The 21,272-nt window shown below is 64.2% G+C and carries 20 protein-coding genes; 10 read left to right on the top strand and 10 right to left on the bottom strand.

The annotated features are described in order from the left end of the window. Nucleotides 1–159 precede the first annotated feature (159 nt). From ehuC to doeB, 7 genes are all read left to right on the top strand, one after another. Nucleotides 160–819, top strand: coding sequence for an ectoine/hydroxyectoine ABC transporter permease subunit EhuC (ehuC, locus tag NLY33_RS28755; RefSeq protein ID WP_023708123.1), 660 nt, complete (start codon nucleotides 160–162; stop codon nucleotides 817–819). Next, the gene (gene ehuD / locus NLY33_RS28750) at nucleotides 819–1,478 is read left to right on the top strand and encodes an ectoine/hydroxyectoine ABC transporter permease subunit EhuD (RefSeq protein ID WP_023709687.1); all 660 of its coding nucleotides are present in this window, start codon (nucleotides 819–821) and stop codon (nucleotides 1,476–1,478) included. Before ehuC ends, ehuD begins: the two co-directional genes overlap by 1 nt. Nucleotides 1,479–1,486: 8 nt before the next feature. Next, a complete protein-coding gene (gene eutA / locus NLY33_RS28745; protein ID WP_023682672.1) occupies nucleotides 1,487–2,266 on the top strand; it encodes an ectoine utilization protein EutA in 780 nt (259 codons plus the stop codon). 5 nt (nucleotides 2,267–2,271) lie between these two features. Continuing rightward, nucleotides 2,272–3,258, top strand: coding sequence for a hydroxyectoine utilization dehydratase EutB (eutB, locus tag NLY33_RS28740; protein WP_023749754.1), 987 nt, complete (start codon nucleotides 2,272–2,274; stop codon nucleotides 3,256–3,258). 231 nt (nucleotides 3,259–3,489) lie between these two features. After that, nucleotides 3,490–4,482, top strand: a complete 993-nt coding sequence (locus NLY33_RS28735) for a cyclodeaminase (RefSeq protein WP_023704765.1) — start codon at nucleotides 3,490–3,492, stop codon at nucleotides 4,480–4,482. 38 nt (nucleotides 4,483–4,520) lie between these two features. Beyond that, the gene (gene doeA, locus NLY33_RS28730) at nucleotides 4,521–5,699 is read left to right on the top strand and encodes an ectoine hydrolase DoeA (RefSeq protein ID WP_023704766.1); all 1,179 of its coding nucleotides are present in this window, start codon (nucleotides 4,521–4,523) and stop codon (nucleotides 5,697–5,699) included. Between the two features lie 5 nt (nucleotides 5,700–5,704). Continuing rightward, complete coding sequence (gene doeB / locus NLY33_RS28725; RefSeq protein ID WP_023704767.1) at nucleotides 5,705–6,709, top strand: N(2)-acetyl-L-2,4-diaminobutanoate deacetylase DoeB; 1,005 nt, start codon at nucleotides 5,705–5,707, stop codon at nucleotides 6,707–6,709. 25 nt (nucleotides 6,710–6,734) lie between these two features. On the opposite strand, the gene NLY33_RS28720 is transcribed toward doeB, so the two are convergent. Beyond that, on the bottom strand, nucleotides 6,735–8,231 hold the full coding sequence (locus tag NLY33_RS28720) for an aldehyde dehydrogenase family protein (RefSeq protein WP_023704768.1): 1,497 nt from the start codon (nucleotides 8,229–8,231) through the stop codon (nucleotides 6,735–6,737). A gap of 532 nt (nucleotides 8,232–8,763) precedes the next feature. Then, nucleotides 8,764–10,281 carry a winged helix-turn-helix domain-containing tetratricopeptide repeat protein gene (locus NLY33_RS28715; protein WP_023704770.1) on the bottom strand — a complete coding sequence of 506 codons (1,518 nt, stop codon included), beginning with the start codon at nucleotides 10,279–10,281 and terminating at the stop codon, nucleotides 8,764–8,766. A gap of 255 nt (nucleotides 10,282–10,536) precedes the next feature. On the opposite strand from NLY33_RS28715, the gene NLY33_RS28710 reads away from it, so the two are divergent. Then, nucleotides 10,537–10,764, top strand: a complete 228-nt coding sequence (locus tag NLY33_RS28710; protein ID WP_023735668.1) for a DUF1127 domain-containing protein — start codon at nucleotides 10,537–10,539, stop codon at nucleotides 10,762–10,764. Nucleotides 10,765–10,866: 102 nt separating this feature from the next. Then, a complete protein-coding gene (locus NLY33_RS28705; RefSeq protein WP_023704772.1) occupies nucleotides 10,867–12,048 on the top strand; it encodes an MFS transporter in 1,182 nt (393 codons plus the stop codon). Here NLY33_RS28705 and NLY33_RS28700 read toward each other — a convergent pair. The 5 genes from NLY33_RS28700 to NLY33_RS28680 form a co-directional block, all read right to left on the bottom strand. Next, on the bottom strand, nucleotides 12,039–12,173 hold the full coding sequence (locus NLY33_RS28700; protein WP_023682661.1) for a hypothetical protein: 135 nt from the start codon (nucleotides 12,171–12,173) through the stop codon (nucleotides 12,039–12,041). The two genes, NLY33_RS28705 and NLY33_RS28700, sit on opposite strands and share 10 nt — an antisense overlap. 212 nt (nucleotides 12,174–12,385) lie before the next feature. Beyond that, the gene (locus NLY33_RS28695) at nucleotides 12,386–12,550 is read right to left on the bottom strand and encodes a DUF3309 family protein (RefSeq protein ID WP_023667887.1); all 165 of its coding nucleotides are present in this window, start codon (nucleotides 12,548–12,550) and stop codon (nucleotides 12,386–12,388) included. Between the two features lie 368 nt (nucleotides 12,551–12,918). Beyond that, nucleotides 12,919–14,805, bottom strand: a complete 1,887-nt coding sequence (locus NLY33_RS28690) for an ABC transporter ATP-binding protein (protein WP_023667888.1) — start codon at nucleotides 14,803–14,805, stop codon at nucleotides 12,919–12,921. After that, nucleotides 14,805–16,667: an ABC transporter ATP-binding protein gene (locus NLY33_RS28685; RefSeq protein ID WP_023708127.1), complete on the bottom strand. Its 1,863-nt coding sequence runs from the start codon at nucleotides 16,665–16,667 to the stop codon at nucleotides 14,805–14,807. Before NLY33_RS28685 ends, NLY33_RS28690 begins: the two co-directional genes overlap by 1 nt. Before the next feature lie 236 nt (nucleotides 16,668–16,903). After that, the gene (locus NLY33_RS28680; protein WP_031196228.1) at nucleotides 16,904–17,818 is read right to left on the bottom strand and encodes a dihydrodipicolinate synthase family protein; all 915 of its coding nucleotides are present in this window, start codon (nucleotides 17,816–17,818) and stop codon (nucleotides 16,904–16,906) included. A 265-nt stretch (nucleotides 17,819–18,083) separates the two neighbouring features. Between NLY33_RS28680 and NLY33_RS28675 the strand changes: the two genes are divergently transcribed. Next, nucleotides 18,084–19,016 (top strand): LysR family transcriptional regulator, encoded by a 933-nt coding sequence (locus NLY33_RS28675; protein ID WP_023708128.1) that lies wholly within the window; start codon nucleotides 18,084–18,086, stop codon nucleotides 19,014–19,016. Here the strand turns inward: NLY33_RS28675 and NLY33_RS28670 are convergent. The 3 genes from NLY33_RS28670 to NLY33_RS28660 form a co-directional block, all read right to left on the bottom strand. After that, the gene (locus tag NLY33_RS28670) at nucleotides 18,967–19,704 is read right to left on the bottom strand and encodes an SDR family oxidoreductase (RefSeq protein ID WP_023704776.1); all 738 of its coding nucleotides are present in this window, start codon (nucleotides 19,702–19,704) and stop codon (nucleotides 18,967–18,969) included. The genes NLY33_RS28675 and NLY33_RS28670 overlap by 50 nt on opposite strands. A gap of 167 nt (nucleotides 19,705–19,871) precedes the next feature. Next, nucleotides 19,872–20,480: an NAD(P)-dependent oxidoreductase gene (locus NLY33_RS28665; RefSeq protein WP_023704777.1), complete on the bottom strand. Its 609-nt coding sequence runs from the start codon at nucleotides 20,478–20,480 to the stop codon at nucleotides 19,872–19,874. A gap of 52 nt (nucleotides 20,481–20,532) precedes the next feature. After that, nucleotides 20,533–21,171, bottom strand: coding sequence for a DsbA family protein (locus tag NLY33_RS28660; RefSeq protein ID WP_031196229.1), 639 nt, complete (start codon nucleotides 21,169–21,171; stop codon nucleotides 20,533–20,535). Nucleotides 21,172–21,272 lie beyond the last annotated feature (101 nt).

The following is a 21,272-nucleotide window of genomic DNA, read 5'->3' as shown; positions in this document are numbered from 1 at the left end:
GGCCGGATGAGGGGCGGCGCCAGGTTCTGAGAATTTAGCGCTGCCCCTCATCTGCCTGCCCGTCCTCCGCAGCAGCTGCGCTGCAGCTTCGGAGGGTGGACTGGCATCTTCTCTCCGTGAACGGGGAGAAGGAAGCTAACCGCCAACGTTGGAACCCGAATGACCCAGTGGTCCGGCTACCTCGGCCTGATATTGCAGGGAGCGCTTGTCACCATCGAGCTGACGCTGATGGGGTCGGTGCTCGCCCTGATCATGGCCTTCCTCGCCGGCATGGGCCGCGTGTCGCGCTTCTTTGCGCTGCGCTGGCTGGCCACCGCCTATATAGAATTCTTCCGCGGCACCTCGATCTTCGTGCAGCTGTTCTTTGCCTATTTCGTGTTGCCGTTGATCGGCCTCGAACTGACCCCCCTGCAGGCGGGTGTGCTGGCGCTGGGCCTCAATGTCGGCGCCTATGCGGCCGAGGTGGTACGCGGCGCCATCCAGTCGGTCGGCCGCGAACAATATGAGGCCTGCATCGCGCTCAACCTCGGCCGCTGGCAAGGCAAGCGCCATGTCATCCTGCCGCAGGCGCTGCTGGTCATGCTGCCGACCTTCGGCAACAATGCCATCGAACTGCTCAAGGCGACCTCCGTGGTGTCGCTGATCTCGCTCGCCGATCTCACCTTTCAGGCGCAGGTCGTGCGCTCGCAGACCGGTAACACGCTGGCGCCGTTCACCACCATCCTGATCATCTATTTCGCCCTGGCGCTGATCATCTCCTGGGGCGTGCGTTCATTGGAACGCCGCATGGCGCGCGGCCTCGACGGGGTGCGCGTCTGATGGATTGGGACTGGAACTTCGTCTGGGAGATCCTGCCGACGCTGATCCAGGGCGTGAAGATCACCATCCTGGCAACGCTGCTCGGCTCCGTGCTGGCCGCTGTCGTGGGTCTGGGCATCGCGCTAGCACGACGCTCGCCCAACAAGGCGCTGTCGCGCACCGTTGGTTGGGCGGCCGAATTCATCCGCGGCACGCCGCTTCTGGTGCAGCTCTATTTCATCTTCTACGTGCTGCCGGATTTCGGCATCCTGTTGCCGCCGCTGGTCGCCGGCGTCATCGGGCTCGGCCTGCACTACGGCACCTACACGGCGGAAGTCTATCGCGCCGGCATCGACAACGTGCCGCGCGGCCAGTGGGAGGCGGCCAAGGCCTGCAATCTGAGCGCCACGCAGACCTGGACCAACATCATCATTCCGCAAGCGATCCCACCGATGATCCCGGCGCTGGCCAATTATTTCATCGCGATGTTCAAGGAGACACCGCTGCTATCGGCAATCACCGTGCTGGAGCTGATGAACCAGGCAAAGAGCGTCGCCAACACCTACTATCGCTACATTGAGCCGATCACGCTGGTCGGCGCTTTCTTCCTCGTCATCAGCCTCTTCTCGGTCGTGCTGCTGCGCTGGCTGGAACATCGCTACGGCAAGATCGAAAGGTAATTCTCAAGATGAAACCGCTGCCCGAAATCAGGCTGATGCCGACAAGGCCGGCGCTCGATGCGCGCCCGCTGGAAAAGCGCGTCGGCCTGATCATCCTTGCCACCGACCACACCAGCGAACCGGATTTCCGCCGCATGGTGGCGAGCGAGCGCATCGGCGTCTATGTCGCGCGCATTCCCTACAAGAATCCGACGACGCCGGAAAACCTTCGCAAGATGCAGCCGGAGCTGGCGGCGGGCGCCGCGCTGATCCTGCCAGACGAGCCGCTCGACGCGATCTGCTACTCCTGCACCTCGGCCTCGGTGGTGATTGGCGACGCCGAGATCGAGGCGGCGATCCAGTCTGCCAAGCCGGGTGTTCCTGTGGTCACGCCGCCCATGGCAGGCGTGCGCGGGCTGAAGGCGCTGGGTGCCAAGAAGATCAGCATCCTCACCCCTTACACCGTAGAAACCTCCAGACCGATGGCGACGTATTTCGCCGAGCGCGGCTTTGAGATCGTCAGCTTCACCTGCCTCGGCTTCGAGGACGATCGCGAGATGGCGCGCATTGCGCCGGCAGCGATCGCCGACCTGGCTCGTGAGGCGACGAATGCGCAGGCCGATGCACTGTTCGTGTCCTGCACCGCATTGCGCGGAGCGCTCGCGGTTCCCGGGATGGAACAGGCGATCGACCGCCCGGTCGTCACCAGCAATCAGGCCAGCGCCTGGAATTGTTTGCGGTTGTGTGGCGACGGGACGTCGCATCCCGAATTTGGCCGTCTGATGACGCTGCCTTTGCCGCGCGATTGACGATCATGACGACAGTCACCCTTAACGATATTCGTGCCGCCCGGGAGCGAATTGCCGGCAAAATCGAACGCACGCCGACAGGGTTATCTCACAGCCTTTCCGAACGACTGGGCATCCCCGTCCACCTCAAGCTTGAACACCGCCAGACCACCGGCAGCTTCAAGCTGCGCGGCGCCTCGAATGCCATTGCTTCGCTGAGCGCCGAGGAGAAGGCGCGCGGCGTGGTCGCGGCGTCGACCGGCAATCATGGCCGTGCGCTGGCCCATGCCGCGAAGCTCGAAGGCATGCGTGCGGTGATCTGCATGTCGCGACTGGTGCCGGGCAACAAGCTCGACGAAATCCGTCGGCTTGGCGCGGATGTCCGCATCATCGGCAACAGTCAGGACGAGGCGCAGCAGGAGGTCGAACGGCTGGTGGCGCAGGAGGGACTGGTGATGCTGCCGCCCTTCGACCACCCGGCCATCATCGCAGGGCAAGGCACGCTCGGACTGGAGATGATCGAGCAGGTCCCGGATGCCGCTCTCGTCCTGGTGCAACTCTCCGGTGGTGGACTCGCCTCGGGCATCGCCGCCGCCGTCAAGGGCGTCAGCCCCGGGACAAAAATCATCGGCGTTTCGATGGCGCGTGGTGCTGCGATGAAGGCGAGCCTGGATGCCGGTCGCCCGGTCGAGGTGGAAGAACTGCCGACGCTGGCGGATTCGCTCGGCGGCGGCATCGGTCTCGGCAACCGGCTGACCTTCGCCATGTGCCGCGATCTGCTCGACGACGTCATCCTGCTCAGCGAGGACGAGATCGCCGCCGGCATCCGCCATGCCTATGAACAGGAGCGCGAGATCGTCGAAGGCGCCGGCGCGGTCGGCATCGCCGCGCTGCTTGCCGGGAAGGTCAAGGCGACCGGGCCGGTGGTCGTTCTTCTCTCGGGCCGCAATATCGACATGAACACGCATCGCAAGATCGTCTGGGGTGACGCAATCGCGGAGCGCGCGGCATGAAAACTCTCCCACGCCGAATTCCCGCCCACCCCCCTCTGTCCTGCCGGACATCTCCCCCGCAAGGGGGGAGATCGGCAGCTTCGATGCGGTCGCTGTTCTTGCTGCGCTGGAGATTGGCGAAGGCAGGAGTGCAGTCCAATCTCCCCCTTGCGGGGGAGATGGCCGGCAGGCCAGAGGGGGGGGTGACGGAACACTATCCTTCGCAGTGCGCGCCTTCGCGGAGCGCGTCGCATGAGCCGGATGACGATCCTCACCGAGAAGGAACTGCGCACAATCGTGACGCTCGATCTCGACGCGGTCGCCTGCGTCGAAAACGCTTTCCGCGCGCTCGCCACATTGCCGGTGGCGATGCCGCCGATTCTGCGGTTGGACATTCACGAGCAGCGCGGCGAGGTGGATGTGAAGTCCGCCTATGTGCCTGGAATAGACGGTTTCGCCGTCAAGATAAGCTCCGGCTTCTTCGATAATCCGAAGCTCGGTCTGCCCAGCGGGGGCGGCATGATGGTGTTGCTCTCGGCAAGAACCGGTGTGGTCGAGGCGCTGCTGCTGGACAATGGCTATCTCACAGATGTCCGCACCGCTGCTGCCGGCGCCGTCGCGGCGAAGCATCTGTCGCGGCCGGATTCGTCCGTCGCCGCAATCTTCGGCGCCGGCGTGCAAGCCGGGCTGCAACTCGAAGCACTCATGTTGGTGCGGCCGATCGCCGAGGCACGTATCTGGGCGCGCGATGCGGTCAAGGCGCAGACGGCCGCAGGCGCGCTGCGCGAAAAGCTCGGCATTCTCGTGCGCGCCGAGCCGGATGCAGCCAAAGCAACCATCGGCGCCGACATCATCGTCACCACCACGCCGTCGACCGAGCCGCTGATCAAGGCCGGCTTTGTCGTTGCCGGGCAGCACATCACCGCCATGGGCTCGGATGCCGAACACAAGAACGAGATCGCGCCGGCGATCCTGCGCATGGCCGATCTCTATGTCGCCGACAGCGCCAAGCAGACACGGCGTCTGGGAGAACTGCATCACGCCATCGCATCGGGCGTGATGGGAGCCGATGCCGCGGTCACCGAACTCGGCCAGATCATCGCCGGCGAACGGCACGGAAGGCGCTCACCCAGCGATATCACCATTGCCGACCTCACCGGCACCGGCGTGCAGGATACGGCGATCGCCACGCTCGCTCGCGACCGGGCGCGGGCGGCCAATGCCGGAACCATTTTTGAAAGCTGATGCTGGCCGCAAGGCCCAACAAACGAGGACCAAGAACAATGCAACCGAACCTGAAATTCTCGCGCGCCGAATTTGCGGATCGCCTCGCCAAGACGCGGAAAGCCATGGAGGTGAAGGGCGTCGATCTCCTGGTTGTCAGCGACCCCTCCAACATGGCCTGGCTGACCGGCTACGATGGCTGGTCGTTCTATGTGCACCAAGCAGTGATTGTGCCCCCATCGGGCGAGCCGGTCTGGTACGGCCGCGGCCAGGATGCCAATGGCGCCAAGCGCACCGCCTATCTCGCGCATGACAACATCGTCGGCTATGCCGACCACTACGTGCAGTCGACCGAGCGCCACCCGATGGATTTTTTGGCCAGCGTGCTTAGTGATCGCGGCTGGGGCAAGCTGACCATCGGCGTCGAGATGGACAATTACTGGTTCTCGGCTGCCGCCTTCGCCGCGTTGCAGAAGCACCTGCCCAACGCCCGCTTCGTCGACGCGACAGCGCTGGTCAACTGGCAGCGCGCGGTGAAGAGCCCGACTGAAATCGACTATATGCGCAAGGCGGCCCGCATCGTCGAAGCCATGCACCAGCGCATCGTCGACAAGATCCAGGTCGGCATGCGCAAATGCGATCTGGTCGCCGAGATCTACGATGCCGGCACGCGCGGCGTCGACGGCATCGGCGGCGACTATCCGGCGATCGTGCCGCTGCTGCCGTCGGGCGCCGACGCCTCGGCGCCGCATCTCACCTGGGACGACCAGCCGATGAAGTCGGGCGAGGGCACCTTCTTCGAGATCGCCGGCTGCTACAGCCGCTACCATTGCCCGCTGTCGCGCACCGTCTTTCTCGGCAAGCCGACGCAGGAATTCCTAGATGCCGAGAAGGCGACGCTGGAAGGCATGGAGGCGGGGCTTGCGGCGGCAAAGCCCGGCAATGCCTGTGAGGACATCGCCAACGCCTTTTTCGCCGTGTTGAAGAAATACGGCATCGTCAAGGACAACCGCACAGGCTACTCGATCGGCCTGTCCTATCCGCCGGATTGGGGCGAGCGCACCATGAGCCTGCGCCCCGGCGACCGCACCGAACTCAAGCCCGGCATGACCTTCCATTTCATGACCGGCCTGTGGCTGGAGACGATGGGACTGGAAATCACCGAATCCATCCTGATCACCGAAACCGGTGTAGAGTGCCTCGCCAATGTACCGCGCAAACTGGTGGTGAAGAATTGAGCCCGATGCCTAGCCTCCGCCCATCTCCGATCGCGCCGACCGTCGATTTCGACAAGGACGGCGTGCAACATGGTTTCCTGCGCCTGCCCTACAGCCGCGACGACTCGGCCTGGGGTTCGGTGATGATCCCGATCTGCGTCATCCGCAACGGCAAGGGACAGGCCGCGCTGCTCACCGGCGGCAATCATGGCGACGAGTATGAGGGGCCGCTGGCGCTCTACGATCTCGCCCGCACGCTCGATCCCAAACAGGTCAGCGGCACGGTGATCATCGTGCCGGCGATGAACTATCCGGCCTTCCGCGCCGGCACGCGGACGTCGCCGATCGACAAGGGCAATATGAACCGCAGCTTTCCCGGCCGTCCCGACGGCACGGTGACCGAGAAGATCGCCGACTACTTTCAACGCGAACTGCTGCCGCGCGCCGACCTCGTCTTCGATTTCCACTCCGGCGGCAGGACGCTGGATTTCGTGCCCTTCTGTGCCGCCCACACGGTGCCCGACAAGGCGCTGGAGCAGAAAGCCTTCGACGCGGTCGCCGCGTTCTCGGCCCCGTTCTCGATGCGCATGATCGAGATTGACTCCGTCGGCATGTATGACACGGCGGCCGAGGAAATGGGCAAGGTCTTCGTCAGCACCGAGCTTGGCGGCGGCGGCACCTCGCGTGCCCAGACCGTGCGGATCGCGCGGCGCGGCATCAGCAATGTGCTGCGCCATGCCGGTATTGTTGATGGTGCGGTCGAGAAGGGCAGAACTCAGTGGCTCGACATGCCGTCAGGCGATTGTTTCTCCTTCGCCGAGGACGACGGCATGATCGAGACCATGGTCGATCTCGGCGAGCCTGTGAAAGAAGGCTCGGTGCTGGCGCGCATCCATTCCACCGGCCGCACCGGCATCGCTCCGCAGGAGATCAAGGCAAAAATGTCCGGCATTCTGGCGGCGCGGCATTTCCCCGGCCTGGTCAAAGCCGGTGACTGCGCCGCCGTCCTGGCCCTTGTGGTTTCATCGTGATTTCGCAGAGTACGCCGCGCGAATATCAGTCGGTCTGGATCCAGACCGACTTGGTCTCCAGATACTCGTGCAGATGCTCGATGCCGCCCTCGCGGCCATAACCCGACATCTTCGTGCCGCCGAACGGCACCGCCGGGTCGATGGCATGGTACATGTTGACCCAGACCGAGCCGGCCTTGACGCGGCGCGCAAGCTTGTGCGCGGTGCCCAGATGTGTCGTGAAGATGCCGGCGGCCAGGCCATAGGGCGTCGCATTGGCACGCGCCACCGCTTCGTCGAGCGAGTCGAAGGGCATCGCCGAAATGACCGGGCCGAAAATCTCCTCGCGCGCGATGGTCATCTGGTCCGACACGGCGCCGAAGACCGTCGGCGCAATGAAGTTGCCGCCATCGTAGAGCTCGCCGGTCAGCCGCGAGCCGCCGGCGACCAGTTCGGCGCCTTCGTCGCTGCCGGCCCTGATATAGCCCTCCACCTTGGCTGCCTGCTTGGCATTGATGAGCGGTCCGATTTCCGTCTCTGCCTCGATGCCATGGCCGATCCGCAGTCTGCCGGCGAAATCGGCGAGCCGGCGGACGAACTCGTCATGGATTTCGCGCGCCACGAACAGCCGCGAGCCGGCAATGCAGATCTGGCCCGAATGCACGAACACCGCCATCGCCGCGATCGGAACAGCCTTGTCGATGTCGGCGTCGCGGCAGACGATGATCGGCGACTTGCCGCCGAGCTCCAGTGAAACGCGTTTGAGGTTGGCCACGGCTGCCCGCGCGATGGCCTGGCCGGTCAGCGTCGATCCGGTGAAAACGATCTTGTTGACGTCTGGATGTTCGGCGAGCCGCGCACCGGCTTCGGCCCCGGTGCCGGTGACGACGTTGACGACGCCGTCGGGCACGCCGGCTTCCTGCATCAGTTGCGCGATCAGCAGCGGCGTCAGCGACGCATCCTCGGACGGTTTCAGCACGATGGTGCAGCCTGTCGCCAGCGCCGGCGCGATCTTCCAGATCGAGGCGGCGGTCGGCGCGTTCCAGGGAATGATCGCACCAACGACGCCCACCGGCTCGCGCCGGGTGAAGGTGACGATCTCGCCGGGAATCGAATTGTCGATCGCCTCGCCATGCAGCGCCGTCGCCATGCCGGCATAGAAGCGCAGCATGCCGATGACGCGGCGCCGGTTGGAGAGCGTGCGCGTGATCGGCAGTCCCATATCGAGCGTGTCGGAAACGCTGAGCTCTTCCCAATGCGTCTCGAACAGATCGGCGATCCTGAGCAGCACGCACTGCCGCTCGTAGGGCGAGAATTTGGACCATGGGCCTTCGAAGGCCGCGCGCGCGGCGGCCACCGCCGAGTCGATATCGGCAGCCCCGCCGCGCGGCACTGTCGCCAGCACCTCGCCTGTTGCCGGATTGAGTGCCTGCATGCCCTGGCCGGACTGCGCGGCGACCCACTTGCCGCCAATGAACATCGGTCGGAATTCGCCATGGTACAACGCCGTGGCCTTCGCCTTCGGGTCGAAGTTCAGCGTCATCTCTTCCTCCTCGCAATTCCTTGGCGACTATTACTCCCGCCGCCGACCTCAAACAAGGAAAGCTAAAGGGCGCTCAGATAACCAGGTTGTGCGGGTGACTTCCGATCGCGCCAGCAACAAGAAACAGACAGCCGCTAGAGCATGGTCCCGAAAAGTGGAAACCGGCTTTCGGAAAAGATTGTGCTTCGACAAATGGCATCTAGAAAAATCATCGCGAGTTGTCGGAGCGCGTCGCTAAAAGCTCAATGAGGCAAGCCGATCATTGCCCACGGCGACCGTGATGCCGGCATTGCAGACGAGAGCGCAACAGGCAGTCGCCAGCCGCCACCCAGCGCTCACCCGTGGCCGGATCGATCGTGGCCGTTCCAGCCGGCTTCACCGTGACAGAGGTTTCGCGCGCCGCTTCGCTGCAATCGCTGTTGGATGACTGCTCGCGGAAGCAAGATCGGTCGAGCGGCCTCGCGACGTGCAAACATTGGCAGGATTGATCCGCAACCGACGGTGCCTGGCATCGATCGAGCACGCCGGTCCGTCACTCCGGAAGGCCGGCCTTTCGGAAGCCATCGACGAAATGGTCGAGCGTGGCAGTGTCGCGGAACGGCTCCGTCTCGACCCAGTGACGGGTGGTGAAATGTGGGTTCGCGACGAGGAACAGGTCGACCTCGGCGCGCGCCTCGTCGATCCGGCCGAGTTGCGCAAGGCTTGCCGCAAGGAAACGGCGCGAGCTTGTCCGATACGTCTCGTCCCGGCGCGTCGTCTCGACGGCGGCTTCATAGTCGCGCGCCGCATATTGCGCCTGGCCGAGCGTCAGATAGTACCAGCTTGCCGGAAACGGGTTCAGCCGGAACGCCTTGCTGATATAGTCGAGGCCCTCCTCGACGCGCCCGGCCAGGACCGCGATGTCGGACAATGTCGCCCAGGCATCGGCCTCGTTCGGGTCGAGCTCGAACGCCTTGGCAAATCCCACATCCGCTTCGTCGAATCTGCGCTCATAGGCAAGCAGGTTGGCAAGCACCCAGTGGCAGCCGGCATCGTTGGGATCGATCGCCACAGCCTTGCGCGCCAGTTCCAGGGCAAGGCCGCGGGCAGGCTCAATGGGCTCTCCCCAATGCACCCATCCCATCCAGTGGTTCATGGCAAGCCAGCGATAGGCTTCGGCATAGTCCGGATCGAGCGCAAGCGCGCGCGTCAGCAACAGATGCGCTTCGCGCGCCGTCTCCGGCGAGACGTCGATCAGGTTGCGGGCCCGCACGCACAGATCGTAGGCCTCGAGATTTCGGGGCCGATTGCGCGGCAGCGGCGCGCGCAGCCGGCCAAGCAGCGCCTCGACGATCTTGGCCGTCACCTCGTCCTGAACGGCAAAGATATCTTCCAGGCCGCGATCGAAGCGGTCTGCCCATAAATGCTCGCCGCTCAGCGCGTCGACCAGCTGGGCGTTGATGCGCACGCGCCCGGCGGCGCGTCTGGCGCTGCCCTCCAAGAGATAGCGCACGCCAAGTTCCCTGGCGACCTCGCGCACATCCACCGCCTTGCCCTTGTAGGCAAAGGTCGAGTTGCGCGCGATGACGAACAGGCCGCCGATCCTCGACAGGTCGGTGATCAGGTCTTCGGTCAACCCGTCGGCGAAGGCTTCCTGCTCGGGGTCGTTGCTGAAATTGGCAAAGGGCAGCACGGCTATCGACGGTTTGGCAGGCAGCGGCAAAGCCTGTCGCTTCTCGTCGCCGAGCTGTTCGATGGCGCCGGTGAAGCGATAGCCGACGCGCGGAACGGTCGATATCCATTCTCCGCCGTTCGTGGCCGGACCCAGCAGCTTGCGCAATTGCGCAATCTGGACGGTGAGGTTGCCTTCCTCAACGGCGGTGCCTGGCCATGCCGCATCCATCAACTCGGCCTTGGCCACGATCTCGCCGGGCCGGGCGACGAGCGCCGCCAGCAGCTGCAGTCCGCGGTGGCCGGCGGCTACGGGAACTTGGTCCCGAAGGAGCGTTCCCGCACCCGGATCAAGCACGAACGGACCAAAGGCAAAGCGCGATCCCTGCATAACGCGCATCTATAGAGCAATTCCAGGAAAGGTGTGAAGGCGGTTTTCCCACGGGAAAGCGCGGCGGAGCGCTTCACGGACGTATGGCGTCAAAACAAAGAGTTGAGCACCTCGCCGTTTCCATGAAACGGCGAGGTGCTCTAGCCGGTTTGGAACTTTTGAGAACTATTTGGCCGGGCTTAATTACGGCGCCGTCCGCATGCGGCAGAGTTCAACCTCTTGCAAGCCGAGGGCTGTCGCTCCTCAAACCGAATGGAGGTTGCCATGAACGATACCCTTGCTTCTGCTCGTGCAGCCTTGCCGGAAAAGGCGGTGTCATCGGGCCGGCGTCCGACGGGCCCGCGGGGCATGATCGCGGCCTGGCGCGAGCGGATACGCTTTCGCTGGGACCTCAAGCAGATGGCGGAGGCCAATCCGCACCTGATCGACGATATCGGTCTGACCAGACGCCAGCTCGAGGCCGAAATCGTCAAACGCTTCTGGCAAGTGTGAGCTGATGTCGCGGATAAGACCCGCCCGCCTGTTTGGGCGTACCGCGGCGTTTTGCCGGCATTTGCACTTGCCGGAACGTGCCGATCCTGCTTCGAAGTCGGCATGAGCGCCGAAGACGCGACGTCACCGCCGGAGAACCACATCGCATGGGCCGCGATGGCCGGCATCATCGCGACAGTTACGGTGTTCGCCATAGCACAGGGGCTGACGTATCCGCTGCTCAGCTTCATCCTGGAACGGCAAGGGACGACACCGGGCCTCATCGGCCTCTCGGCCGCGATGACGCCTCTGGGTTTCATTATATCGTCGCTCTTCACGCCGGCGCTGGTCCGGCGGGTGGGCGCGGCGCGCTTTGCGGTTGTGTGTTCGATCCTGGCAGCAACCGTCCTGATCGCGATTGCCTGGACGCAGGATGTATGGGCCTGGATGCCGTTGCGCTTCCTGCTCGGCTTCTTTGCCAATCCGCTTTACGTGATCAGTGAAACCTGGCTGGTCTCGATCACACCCGCCGCACGCCGAGGCCGCATCATGGGCCTATACTCCTCCATCGTTTCCGCCGGCTTTGGCCTCGGCCCGCTGTCGCTAGGCTTGGTCGGCACGCAAGGATGGCCACCCTTCATCATCGGCAGCGCGGCCTTCCTTGTCTGCGGCCTGATCGTGCTTGCCGTCGCGCCACGCCTGCCCGACATGCCGCGTGAGGGCGAAGCGGTGTCGGTCGGCGGCTTCTTCGCGCTGGCGCCGCTGCTCTTGTTCGCAGTCTTCACGGCTGCCGCCTTCGAGCAAGTCCTGCTTTCGCTGTTCGCGGTCTATGGTGCCGCGCTCGGCAGCACTGAGCAGCGCATCGCTTCGCTCATCACCTGTTTCATCGCCGGCAATGCCGTGCTGCAGGTCGTGCTTGGGCGCGCCGCCGAACGGTTTGGCTCGAAGCCGATGATGCTGTTCTGTGTCCTGGCTTGCCTGGCCGGTTGTTTGCTGTTGCCGTTGCTCTTCGCTACATGGCTTGTCTGGCCGCTCTTCTTCGTCTGGGGCGGGGTCTCGTTCGGGATCTACACGCTGTCGCTGATCCAGCTCGGCGAGCGTTTCACCGGTCAAGCCTTGATCGCCGGCAATGCCGCCTTCGCGTTCGTATGGGGGGTAGGCGGCATCGTCGGCTCACCCGTGGCCGGGCTGGCGATGCAACTGACCGGACATCAGGGACTGCCATTGTCGCTTGGCCTGCTGTGCTGCGTGCTGGTGGTGTTTCTGCTGGCGGAGTTACGGCGGGTTGACCGCGTTCAGGCGTAAGGCGTGCCTGCCATTGCGGCCTTCAGGCCGATGCTGCCCTTGTCGACAATAGCGAGAAAGGCCGGACCCGCCTCGTCGCCGTCCTGGGTTTCTCGAAGCGTCCGATCCGCCTCGATGAACGCCACGGCCGCCAGGCGGGTGTCGGGGTCTGCAGCTTACGCCCGCCGCCTTCGGATAGTGCCACCATTAGGATATCCCAGCTCGTCGCGTTCGCTCTCGCTCGCGCCGACGCCGGCCCAGTCCGGACCAGCAATGTCTTCAGCTGCCATGTCTTCAAACCTCGATGTCAGGCGAAAACGCGGCCGCCGTAGAAACTCGGCGGCCGCCAATGGCGACGCTATATTCGCCCGAGAACAACCAGAATGATCACGATGATCAGCACCAGCCCGAGGCCACCGCCGCCATAGTAACCAGTGCCGTAGAACGGGCCGCCGCCGAGGCCGCTGAAGCCGCCGAGCAACGCGATGATCAGGATGATAATAAGAATGGTACCCAGGCCCATATGCCGTCTCCTTCGCTGCCGCGCCGTTCACGGCGCGGCTCGAAGAACTAAACTCCCAGCAAGCCTTCCTGTTCCCCGGCGATTTTCATCCGACGGCTAAGGAACGAAAGCCATCATGACGGCGTTTGCTGAGGTTCAGGCGCAAGCTGCGCGTGCCATCGCGCGCGCTGGGCGGCGCGTAGAATTCAGAATTTAGGCGGGATCGCCCTCAAGGCGACCGGCGGCTCGTCCACCCGAACGCGCCGGCAGGCGTGACGCCGGGCTTACGCTGGAAGGCGAGATGAAACGTGTCGGCATCTGAAAGCCGAATTGGTCGACGACGAGTTTTGGCCCCGCACCATTTCCAGTCGAGCCGAACCGGCAGCAGCTCACGTCGCCTTGCCGGCCGGCGCGCCTATGTCTTCCTCGGCAATATCGTCGAACGATGCGTAGTTCATGTTGTAGAGCCTGGCATAGAGGCCCTTGGCCGCCATCAGCTGCTCGTGGTTGCCGCTTTCGACGATCTCGCCGTTCTGTAGAACGATGATGCGATCGGCGCCGCGTATGGTCGCCAGCCGGTGCGCGATGACCAGCCCGGTGCGGCCTTCCAGCAGCGTGACCAGCGCTTTCTGGATCAGCATCTCGGTGTAGGAATCGATGCTCGCCGTGGCCTCGTCGAGCACCAGGATTTTCGCATCGGCGACCAGTGCGCGTGCAAAACTGATCAGCTGACGCTGGCCGAGCGAGAGATTGCCGCCGCGCTGTTCGAGCTCGGTGTCGTAGCCGTCAGGCAAATGCTCGATGAAGTCGTGCGCGCCGACGGCTTGCGCGGCGCGCACAACCTCTTCGCTGGTAGCCGATGTCTTGTGGTAGCGGATGTTCTCCAGCACCGTGCCGGAAAACAGGAACGGCTCCTGCAGCACCATCGCCACCTGATCGCCGAGCGAATCCTGCGTCACGTCGCGCACATCGTGGCCGCCGACCCGCACCTCGCCCGACCAGACGTCGTAGAAGCGGTGCACCAGCGCCATGCAGCTCGACTTGCCCGAACCGGTGGGGCCGACAAGCGCAACCGTCTCGCCCGGATTGACGCGGAAGGAGATGTTTTTCAGCACCGGCTGGTTCTGCCGGTAGCCGAAGGTGACGTTCCTGAACTCGACCGAACCGTCCATGTCGCGCGTCAGCGTCACCGCGCCCTGTCTGTCGCTGACGTCGACCGGTACGTCGAGCACTTCGGAGATGCGTTGGCCCGACGCCATGGCGCGCTGCATGACCGAGTACTGCATGGTGAGCGAGCGGATCGGGTCGAAGAAGCGCTGGATATAGAACAGGAACGCCACCATGACGCCGATGTCGAGGCTGTGCGACAGCACCATCGAGCCGCCGACGACGATCACGGTTGCCATCGCAATGCCGGTCAGCGTGTCGACGATCGGCACCATCACCTGCGCATATTTGGCCGAGGTCAGGTGAGCCCTGAGATTGGCCAGCACCTTCTCGTCATAAAGGTCGAAATTGACGTGCTGGCGCTCCAGGCTCTGCACCGTGCGAACGCCATGGATGCCTTCGGCCAGCGCGCCATTGGCGATCGAGTTGGTCTCATGCGCGGCCATGAAGGCGATCTTGGCGCGCGGCAGCCAGAACAGGCGCACGATGAACAACGCCGGCATGGTCGACAGCGTCAGCAGACCGAGCCGGAAATCGAGCCACAACAGAACGCTGACGATGCCGAACAGCAGCACGATGTCGCCCACCGACATCACCGAGGTCTCGAGGAATTCCTGCATGGAATTGACGTCGCCCTGCAGGCGCGACATCAGCCGGCCCACCTCGGTCTTGTCCATGAAGCCCAGCGAGACGCGCTGCAGATGGCTGAACATGGCGCGGCGCAAATCCGACAGCACATTCTCGGCCACCTTGCCGACGACGCTTTCCTGGACATAGCTGGCGGCATAGTTGATCAGGATGATCAGGGCGAAGGCACCGATCGCCCAGTTCATGACGGAGCTGTCGGCCTTGCCCGCCGCCATGCCGTGGTCGATGGCGTAACGGATGACCAGCGGGATCGCCAATTGCGTCAGAGTGAACACCAAAACGGCGGCCACCGAGATGAAGATCCGGCCCTGATACGGTCTCACGAAGCTCCAGATGCGGCGCACGATGCGCGGATCGTAGACCTTGCCGAAGACCTCTTCCTCGTCGCGGTGCGAACCGACGACGGCCCTGGTGGGCCGCCGGCTGGTGTCTTCTTTTTCGTCGTGACCCGGTGTCGACATTATGCGGCTCCCACCGCCACCGGCAAATCGTCGTCCGGCCGCAGCTGCAGGTCGTAAAGCGCGCGGTAGCGACCACCCAGCGCCAGCAATTCCTGGTGCGTGCCGCGCTCGGCGATGCGGCCATTCTCGATGAACAGGATCTGGTCGGCATGCATCAGCGAACTCAGCCGGTGCGAGATGATCAGCGTCACGCGGTCCTTGGCGAAGCGCTTCATCGCGGTGCGGATTCGCTGCTCGGTGCCGGCGTCGACAGCCGCGGTGGAATCGTCGAAGACCAGCACCGAAGGCCGCAGCATCAGGGTGCGGGCGATGGTCAGGCGCTGCCGCTGGCCCCCGGAAAGCGATGACCCGCGCTCGCCCACGACCGTGGTGTAGCCGGCCGGAAGCCCGATGATGTAATTGTGCAGCTGGGCGTATTCAGCCGCCTGCCCGATGCGGGTCTCGCGCGCCCACGGATTGCCATAGGCGATGTTGTTTTCGATCGAGGTGGTGAACAGGAAAGCGTCCTGCTGCACGACGCCGACCGCCTTGCGCAGCGATTGCAGCGTGACCTCGCGTATATCCTGCCCGTCGATGGTGATCGCGCCTGACCTCACATCGTAGAAGCGCGGGATCAGATGCGCGATGGTCGACTTGCCGCTGCCCGGCGGGCCGACAATGCCGACGGTCTCGCCGGACCTGGCCTCGAAGGAAATGCCCGACAGCGCCGGCCGGCCGCCGGCGCCCGCGTAGCGGAAGCCGACATTGTCGAAGCGCAGCACGCCTTCGCTGACCACGAGATCCTTGGCATCGGGCGCATCCTCGATGTCAAGTTCGGCGTCGAGCAGCTCGAACAGCCTTGTGCCGCAGGTCGAGGCGCGGGCGAACGAGTTGACCATCAGCCCGAGCTGGCGCACCGGCATCTGCAGGATGGTCATGAAGGTGAGGAACTGCGCCAGCGTGCCGACGCTGATCTGGCCCGCGATCACCTTCTGGCCACCGAACCACAGCACCAGGCCCATGGCCGCCAGGAAGGAAAAATTCATGGCGCTGGTGTTGGAGACGCGGATGTCGACGCGCTGGTCGGCAAGCTCCAGCGCCGACTTCTTGGCGCGGTCGAATTTTTCCAGCTCATGCCGCTGCGCCGCAAAGGCGCGCACGGCGCGGATTCCGCCGAGGTTCTCGTCCATCACCCGGCTCAGCACCGACAGCCGCTCCTGCAGCGTCAGCCAGGTGCTGCGCAGCCTGAGCTGTGTGACCGAGGAGCGCCAGGCGACGAACGGCACGAAACTCAGACTGAGCAGCCCGAGCTCGAGATCGGTGCTGATCAGGAGATAGGAGCCGACGCCGATCAGCACGCCGAGCACCACCACGCGCAATATGCCGGTGGAAAAGAACATGCGCACGCCGTCGAGGTCGAGCAGGCCAAGCGTGATCAGGTCGCCGGTATGCACCCGGTCATGGAAGGAAAAGCTCAGCCGCTGGATCTTTTCGTAGGAAGCTAGGCGCAGCTCATAGCCGGTGCGGTGGCCGACGGCCTCGCCGTAATAATTCTGCGCCATCGTGAAGAGGCCGCGCAGGATGCTGACGACGAGCAAGGTGATCGCCGTCGTCCACAGCGCCTGCTCAGCCGCCGCGCCGCCGCCTCCAGCCATCACGCCTTGCGCCTGGTCGATGGCGTGGCCCAGCAGGCGCGGGATGAACAGCTGCAGCGTCGCGGCGATGAAAGTCGAGGCGATGGTGATCGCAACCTGCCAGGGATGGCGCAGCGTCATGCGCACGATGCGCAGCAGCGTGCTGAGGCCCTTGCCCCAGGACGCCTCCGCCACATGGGCAAACGATTTGCCGCGCTTCGCCGCGCCGCTGGTTGCGTCCCTTGCCAAGGAAATATCCAATCCGGTCCGGACATTAGCCCAGACGAATGAAGAAGACTCAGTTTCAGATGCCGCGATGGTACGCCTCCATTTTGACCGTTCAAGGGCCAATGGCGGTATCGCACTGTGCCTGGAAGGGGCTGATCGTCCGCGGCTGCCTAAGCCCGTGTCGGCGTTAGAGGCGGCAGGCTCGTCACTTTAGGCCGATTGAAAAGATGCGAGCATGCGGGTTGCGCCAACCGCCATCATGCGTGACCTCGGCCAATATGATCGGCTGCGGGACCGAGCGCCGTGAGCAGCGCCTTGCCGCTTTCCAGCGTTGCATTCTGGTGCGGGGCGCGCAGGTTCAGCCAGCGTTTGTCGCCGGAGCGCACCGCCAGCACTGCCTTCATCGCCGGGATCAGGCCGGCATCCTGGATCACCTTGCGGAACGCCCTGATCGCGGCGTCCGCTTCCGTGACGTCTTGGCCAGCGATCGTCGCGTCGTAGAGGGCGCGGATGGCCGCAGCGTTGAGATTGACGGTCGCGGAGATACAGCCCGCAGCACCACTGGCGAGCCCCTTGGTCAGTTGCGCCTCCGAGCTGGGGAACACCGCGACGTCGGGTGCGGCGGCAATCACCGCCGCCGTGTTGTTCCAGTCGCCGGCGCTATCCTTGTAGGCGACGACCGTCTCTGGAAACGCCGCGCTCAACCGGGCGGTCAGGGCAGGGCTTACCGGCACGCCGGAGTTCTGCGGGATGTGGTAGAGAATCATCTTCAGCGCCGGGTTGGCCACCCGTTCGATCAGCTCGCTGTAGTAGCGTGCTTGGCCTTCATCCCCGGCGGCCGTGTAGAAGAATGATGGCAGCACCATCACGCCGGCGCAGCCGAGGCCGACCGCGTGCTTCGACAGTTCGACGGTTTCGGGGAGTGCGGTGACGCCGGTGCCGGGCATCATGCGCGCCGGCGAAATGCCGGCCTCGATCAGCCATTCCAGCGCCTGCATGCGCTCATTGAGTGAGAGCGACAGTGCCTCGCCCGTGGTGCCGAACGGCGACAGGAAATGCGCGCCCTGGCCCAGCACCCATTTGGCGTGTGAGATCCACAAGTCACGAGCAATCCGACCGTCATTTTCGAACGGTGTCAGGATCGGGGCGATGGTTCCTTGCGGGCGGGTCATGTCGGTCCTTCCATCGGTGCTGGAAATCAGCTTGGCATAGAGCATACGTACGATGCGATCTGCCAGAGGCGGATCTCTTGGGCCACCGCGCCGGCCGTGGGAAAACTTGCGGGTCATTGCCGCGAAATTCTGGCCCTTCGGTCTGCCGCAACCAGATGACGCCGGCGTCAATGGGTTGCAAATGGACCGGGGTTGCAAATGGACCAGGGTTGCAAGTGGACCAGCCAAGCCCGAAATTTCGAACAGAGACAGATCCGGAAACGGCATGCACCCACGATTGCTCAAGACCTTCCTCGCCGTGGCGCGGCACCGTAATATCACCCGTGCAGCGCGGGAGGTTCATCTGGCGCAGTCGAGCGTCAGCGACCAGATCCAGTCGCTGGAAAGCGAACTTGGCGTCGTCCTCTTCATCCGCTCGCGCCACGGCCTCGACCTGACGACGGCCGGCGACGCGCTGAAACCCTATGCGGAAGAGATTCTGCAACTGGCGGAGGAGGCGCGTATTGCCGTCGAGGCAACGACGGGAATGACCGCCGGAACAGTTACGGTCGGCGCGCTGGAGACGATTGCCACTGTCAAACTTCCGCAATGGCTGGCGGCCTTTCGAGGCGACCACCCGGAGATCGGTCTGCGGCTCAAAATCGCCGGCAGCGATGCCCTGCTGCGGCAGCTCGAAGAAGGCGAGATCGACGTCGCCTTCTGTTTCGACAAAGGCGGTCTGGACGAACGTCTGGCCCGGCGCACGATATCGGCCGAGCCGCTGGTCCTTGTCGCCTCACCCGAACATGCGCCCGCATCGGGGCAGAGCGACCTGGCCGCGCTCGCCGCGATGCGTTTCGTAGTGACGGAAACCGGATGCGTCTACCGGCATCTGTTCGACACTGCCTTTGCCGAGATGGCAGCGCCAGAACTTGCCGCCGAAGTCGGCAGCATCGGCGCCATTGCGGGCCTGGTGGCGACTGGTGTCGGCATGGGCCTGGTGCAGCGGCTGGCCGTTGCCGACGCGCTCGATCGCGGCGAGATCGTCGAATTGCCGTGGCCGGGGTCGGCCCGCACGGCGTCGCTGGTCCTGATCTGGCGCCGCCGGCGGGTTCAGCCGCCGGCGCCGAAACTGCTGCTGGCGGCCGCGGCCAGGAATTTCGCTGCGCTCAGATCAGCCGGTGACCGCCCTCGACATGCAGAACCGTCCCTGTCGTAAAACCGTTGCCCATCAGAAAGGCGACGGCATCGGCAATGTCGTCCGGCTGTCCGACGCGGCCGACCGGCAGGCGCCTGGCCATTGCATCGAGCGTCTCGTCCTTCTTGTCGCCGGCCACAAAACTCCAGATCGGCGTGTCGACCCAGCCCGGCGAGACGGCGTTGACACGGACCGGCGCCAGCTCGACCGCCAGCGCCCGCACCAACCCTTCCAGCGCAGCGTTGACGGCGGCAACGACCGAGCCGCGCGCCGCCGGCCGGTAGGCGGCAATGCCTGAGGTGAAGGTGATGGAGCCGTTGGCCGAAAGCTGCGGCGCGCCATGCTTGGCGAGCAGCAGCGGCCCGTAGAATTTGCTTTCGACGACTCTCTGCGCCGCCTTCAGGTCGATCGCAGGCAATAACTCATAGGCGCCTTCGATATCGGCGGCGGTGCTGACGATATGGTCGAGCCGGCCAATTCGCTTGAACAGGTCAGCGACCTGATCCTCCCTGGCGATATCGGCCGCGATGGCGCTCAGACCGGCATGGTTCCGCAGCGCCTCGCCGGCACGCTTGAGCCTGGCTTCACTGCGGCCGACGATGATGACTTCGGCGCCTGAGTCCAGGCACCGCCTTGCCAACGCGAGCCCCATTCCGGAGCTGCCGCCGACGATAGCGATTTTCGATTTTGAGATGTCTGTGTCTGCCATGTTTCCGTTCCTGTCCTGAACCGCTCCGGGCGAGAGTTCGCAGGCCGGCGGCAGGCGTGGAAACGGAAGAAAGCGATAGTGCCATCGGAGACTCCGATGGCATTATCGTCGATAGGAACCGACGCGGGCCACTCCGTCGAGTGGCCCACCTGTCAATAGAAGTGCGCTCAATAGCCGACCGTAAAGCGCTGCTTGATATGCGCCGGCTTTTCGATCTCGTCGGCCATGACGATGGCGTAGTCCTCGAAGGAAATGCTGCTGCCCTTGTCGGACGTCAGCAGCGTGTCCTTGCCGATGCGGTATTTGCCGGTCCGCTCGCCGGCGACGAACAGCGCCGAAGGCGACAGCAAGGTCCAGTCGAGATCGTCGACCGTCCGCAGCGTGTCGAGGAAGTCGGCGCCCTTCTGCGCCTCGGCCTTGTAGATATCAGGGAAGGTCGGCGTGTCGACCAGGCGCTTGCCGGGCGCAACCTCAAGGCTGCCGGCGCCGCCGACGACGAGGTAGCGTTTGACGCCGGAAGCACGCACGGCTGCGATAAGCGTATCGGGATCGCTGTCGAGGAAATGAACCGAGGAGATCACCGCGTCATGACCCTTGATCAGGGCGGCAAGGCCATCCTTGTCGAAGAGGTCGCCCTTCTTGGCAGTCACGCCCGGAAGTGCCGCGATCTTGTCTGGATGCCGGGCAATGGCGGTGATGCTGTGCCCGCGATCGGAGAGTTCCTTAAGCAGGCGGGAGCCGACCTGGCCGGACGCGCCGATAAGTGCGATTTTCATGGGGATGTCCCTTTCGTCTGGGGAGAATTTCATCTGGGGAGAATTTCTGGGACTACGCCGCCTCGATGTGAGCGACGAGATTGTCGTAGCTGCCGAACAGCGCGTTGGCGCCGATCAGGCGCGGCGCCGTTTGGCCGATCACCGCCAGCGCGGGAACGCCATTGGCATGCAGCCGCTGGAACAACATCCGCCCGCGGCTGACCAGGTCGTGATGCTTCGCCAGAAACGGCTGCGTCGGCGCTTTCAAGAGCTTTGCCGCGTCGCTCATGCCGGCGTCGGTCAGTACCGCGGCGACGCCGTCAACCGTCACAATATCGCGGCCGTCGACATAGCGCGCATGCTGGATCGCCTTCAGTGCCGCAAGTTCCTGGCGCCAGTCGTCCAGCCCGGCGGCGTTGATGCCCATGGCGGCAGCGGAAGAATCGAGCAAGGTGCCGCTGACATTGAGCACATTGTCGAGATAGGCCTGGCTGAAGCGCTGTCCGCTCAGCCGCGCGATGCGCTGGTCATTGTCCCAGGCGTGGGCGGCAAAACCTGCATCCAGCGGCCGCGCGCCGGCACCGGAGAAAAGCCCCACCGGCAGCAGTTGGAGCGCGGTCCCGCCGGCGGCCAGTCGATCCAGCATCGGCGTGGCGCCATAGCACCAGCCGCAGAGCGGGTCGAAAAGATAGGTTAGGGTTGCATTGGTCATGGCGGCCTCATTCTGTTGCCCGATAGATGACAGCTGGACCGCTTGCGAAAAATGGCGATCAATCATACAAACTGTCCGATAAAATCAGACAATGAGCGGCC

The sequence above is a fragment of the Mesorhizobium sp. C432A genome (assembly GCF_030323145.1).
In the GTDB taxonomy this organism is placed as follows: domain Bacteria; phylum Pseudomonadota; class Alphaproteobacteria; order Rhizobiales; family Rhizobiaceae; genus Mesorhizobium.
Note: the sequence above shows the minus strand (reverse complement) of the source record. Positions and strands in the feature narration are given on the sequence as shown.

Excerpts from the sequence above, each read along its gene's own strand:
- ehuC (WP_023708123.1), top strand. The coding sequence starts at position 160 with ATGACCCAGTGGTCCGGCTACCTCGGCCTGATATTGCAGGGAGCGCTT.
- ehuD (WP_023709687.1), top strand. The coding sequence starts at position 819 with ATGGATTGGGACTGGAACTTCGTCTGGGAGATCCTGCCGACGCTGATC.
- eutA (WP_023682672.1), top strand. The coding sequence starts at position 1,487 with ATGAAACCGCTGCCCGAAATCAGGCTGATGCCGACAAGGCCGGCGCTC.
- eutB (WP_023749754.1), top strand. The coding sequence starts at position 2,272 with ATGACGACAGTCACCCTTAACGATATTCGTGCCGCCCGGGAGCGAATT.
- NLY33_RS28735 (WP_023704765.1), top strand. The coding sequence starts at position 3,490 with ATGAGCCGGATGACGATCCTCACCGAGAAGGAACTGCGCACAATCGTG.
- doeA (WP_023704766.1), top strand. The coding sequence starts at position 4,521 with ATGCAACCGAACCTGAAATTCTCGCGCGCCGAATTTGCGGATCGCCTC.
- doeB (WP_023704767.1), top strand. The coding sequence starts at position 5,705 with ATGCCTAGCCTCCGCCCATCTCCGATCGCGCCGACCGTCGATTTCGAC.
- NLY33_RS28720 (WP_023704768.1), bottom strand. The coding sequence starts at position 8,231 with ATGACGCTGAACTTCGACCCGAAGGCGAAGGCCACGGCGTTGTACCAT.
- NLY33_RS28715 (WP_023704770.1), bottom strand. The coding sequence starts at position 10,281 with ATGCGCGTTATGCAGGGATCGCGCTTTGCCTTTGGTCCGTTCGTGCTT.
- NLY33_RS28710 (WP_023735668.1), top strand. The coding sequence starts at position 10,537 with ATGAACGATACCCTTGCTTCTGCTCGTGCAGCCTTGCCGGAAAAGGCG.
- NLY33_RS28705 (WP_023704772.1), top strand. The coding sequence starts at position 10,867 with ATGAGCGCCGAAGACGCGACGTCACCGCCGGAGAACCACATCGCATGG.
- NLY33_RS28695 (WP_023667887.1), bottom strand. The coding sequence starts at position 12,550 with ATGGGCCTGGGTACCATTCTTATTATCATCCTGATCATCGCGTTGCTC.
- NLY33_RS28690 (WP_023667888.1), bottom strand. The coding sequence starts at position 14,805 with ATGTCGACACCGGGTCACGACGAAAAAGAAGACACCAGCCGGCGGCCC.
- NLY33_RS28680 (WP_031196228.1), bottom strand. The coding sequence starts at position 17,818 with ATGACCCGCCCGCAAGGAACCATCGCCCCGATCCTGACACCGTTCGAA.
- NLY33_RS28675 (WP_023708128.1), top strand. The coding sequence starts at position 18,084 with ATGCACCCACGATTGCTCAAGACCTTCCTCGCCGTGGCGCGGCACCGT.
- NLY33_RS28670 (WP_023704776.1), bottom strand. The coding sequence starts at position 19,704 with ATGGCAGACACAGACATCTCAAAATCGAAAATCGCTATCGTCGGCGGC.
- NLY33_RS28665 (WP_023704777.1), bottom strand. The coding sequence starts at position 20,480 with ATGAAAATCGCACTTATCGGCGCGTCCGGCCAGGTCGGCTCCCGCCTG.
- NLY33_RS28660 (WP_031196229.1), bottom strand. The coding sequence starts at position 21,171 with ATGACCAATGCAACCCTAACCTATCTTTTCGACCCGCTCTGCGGCTGG.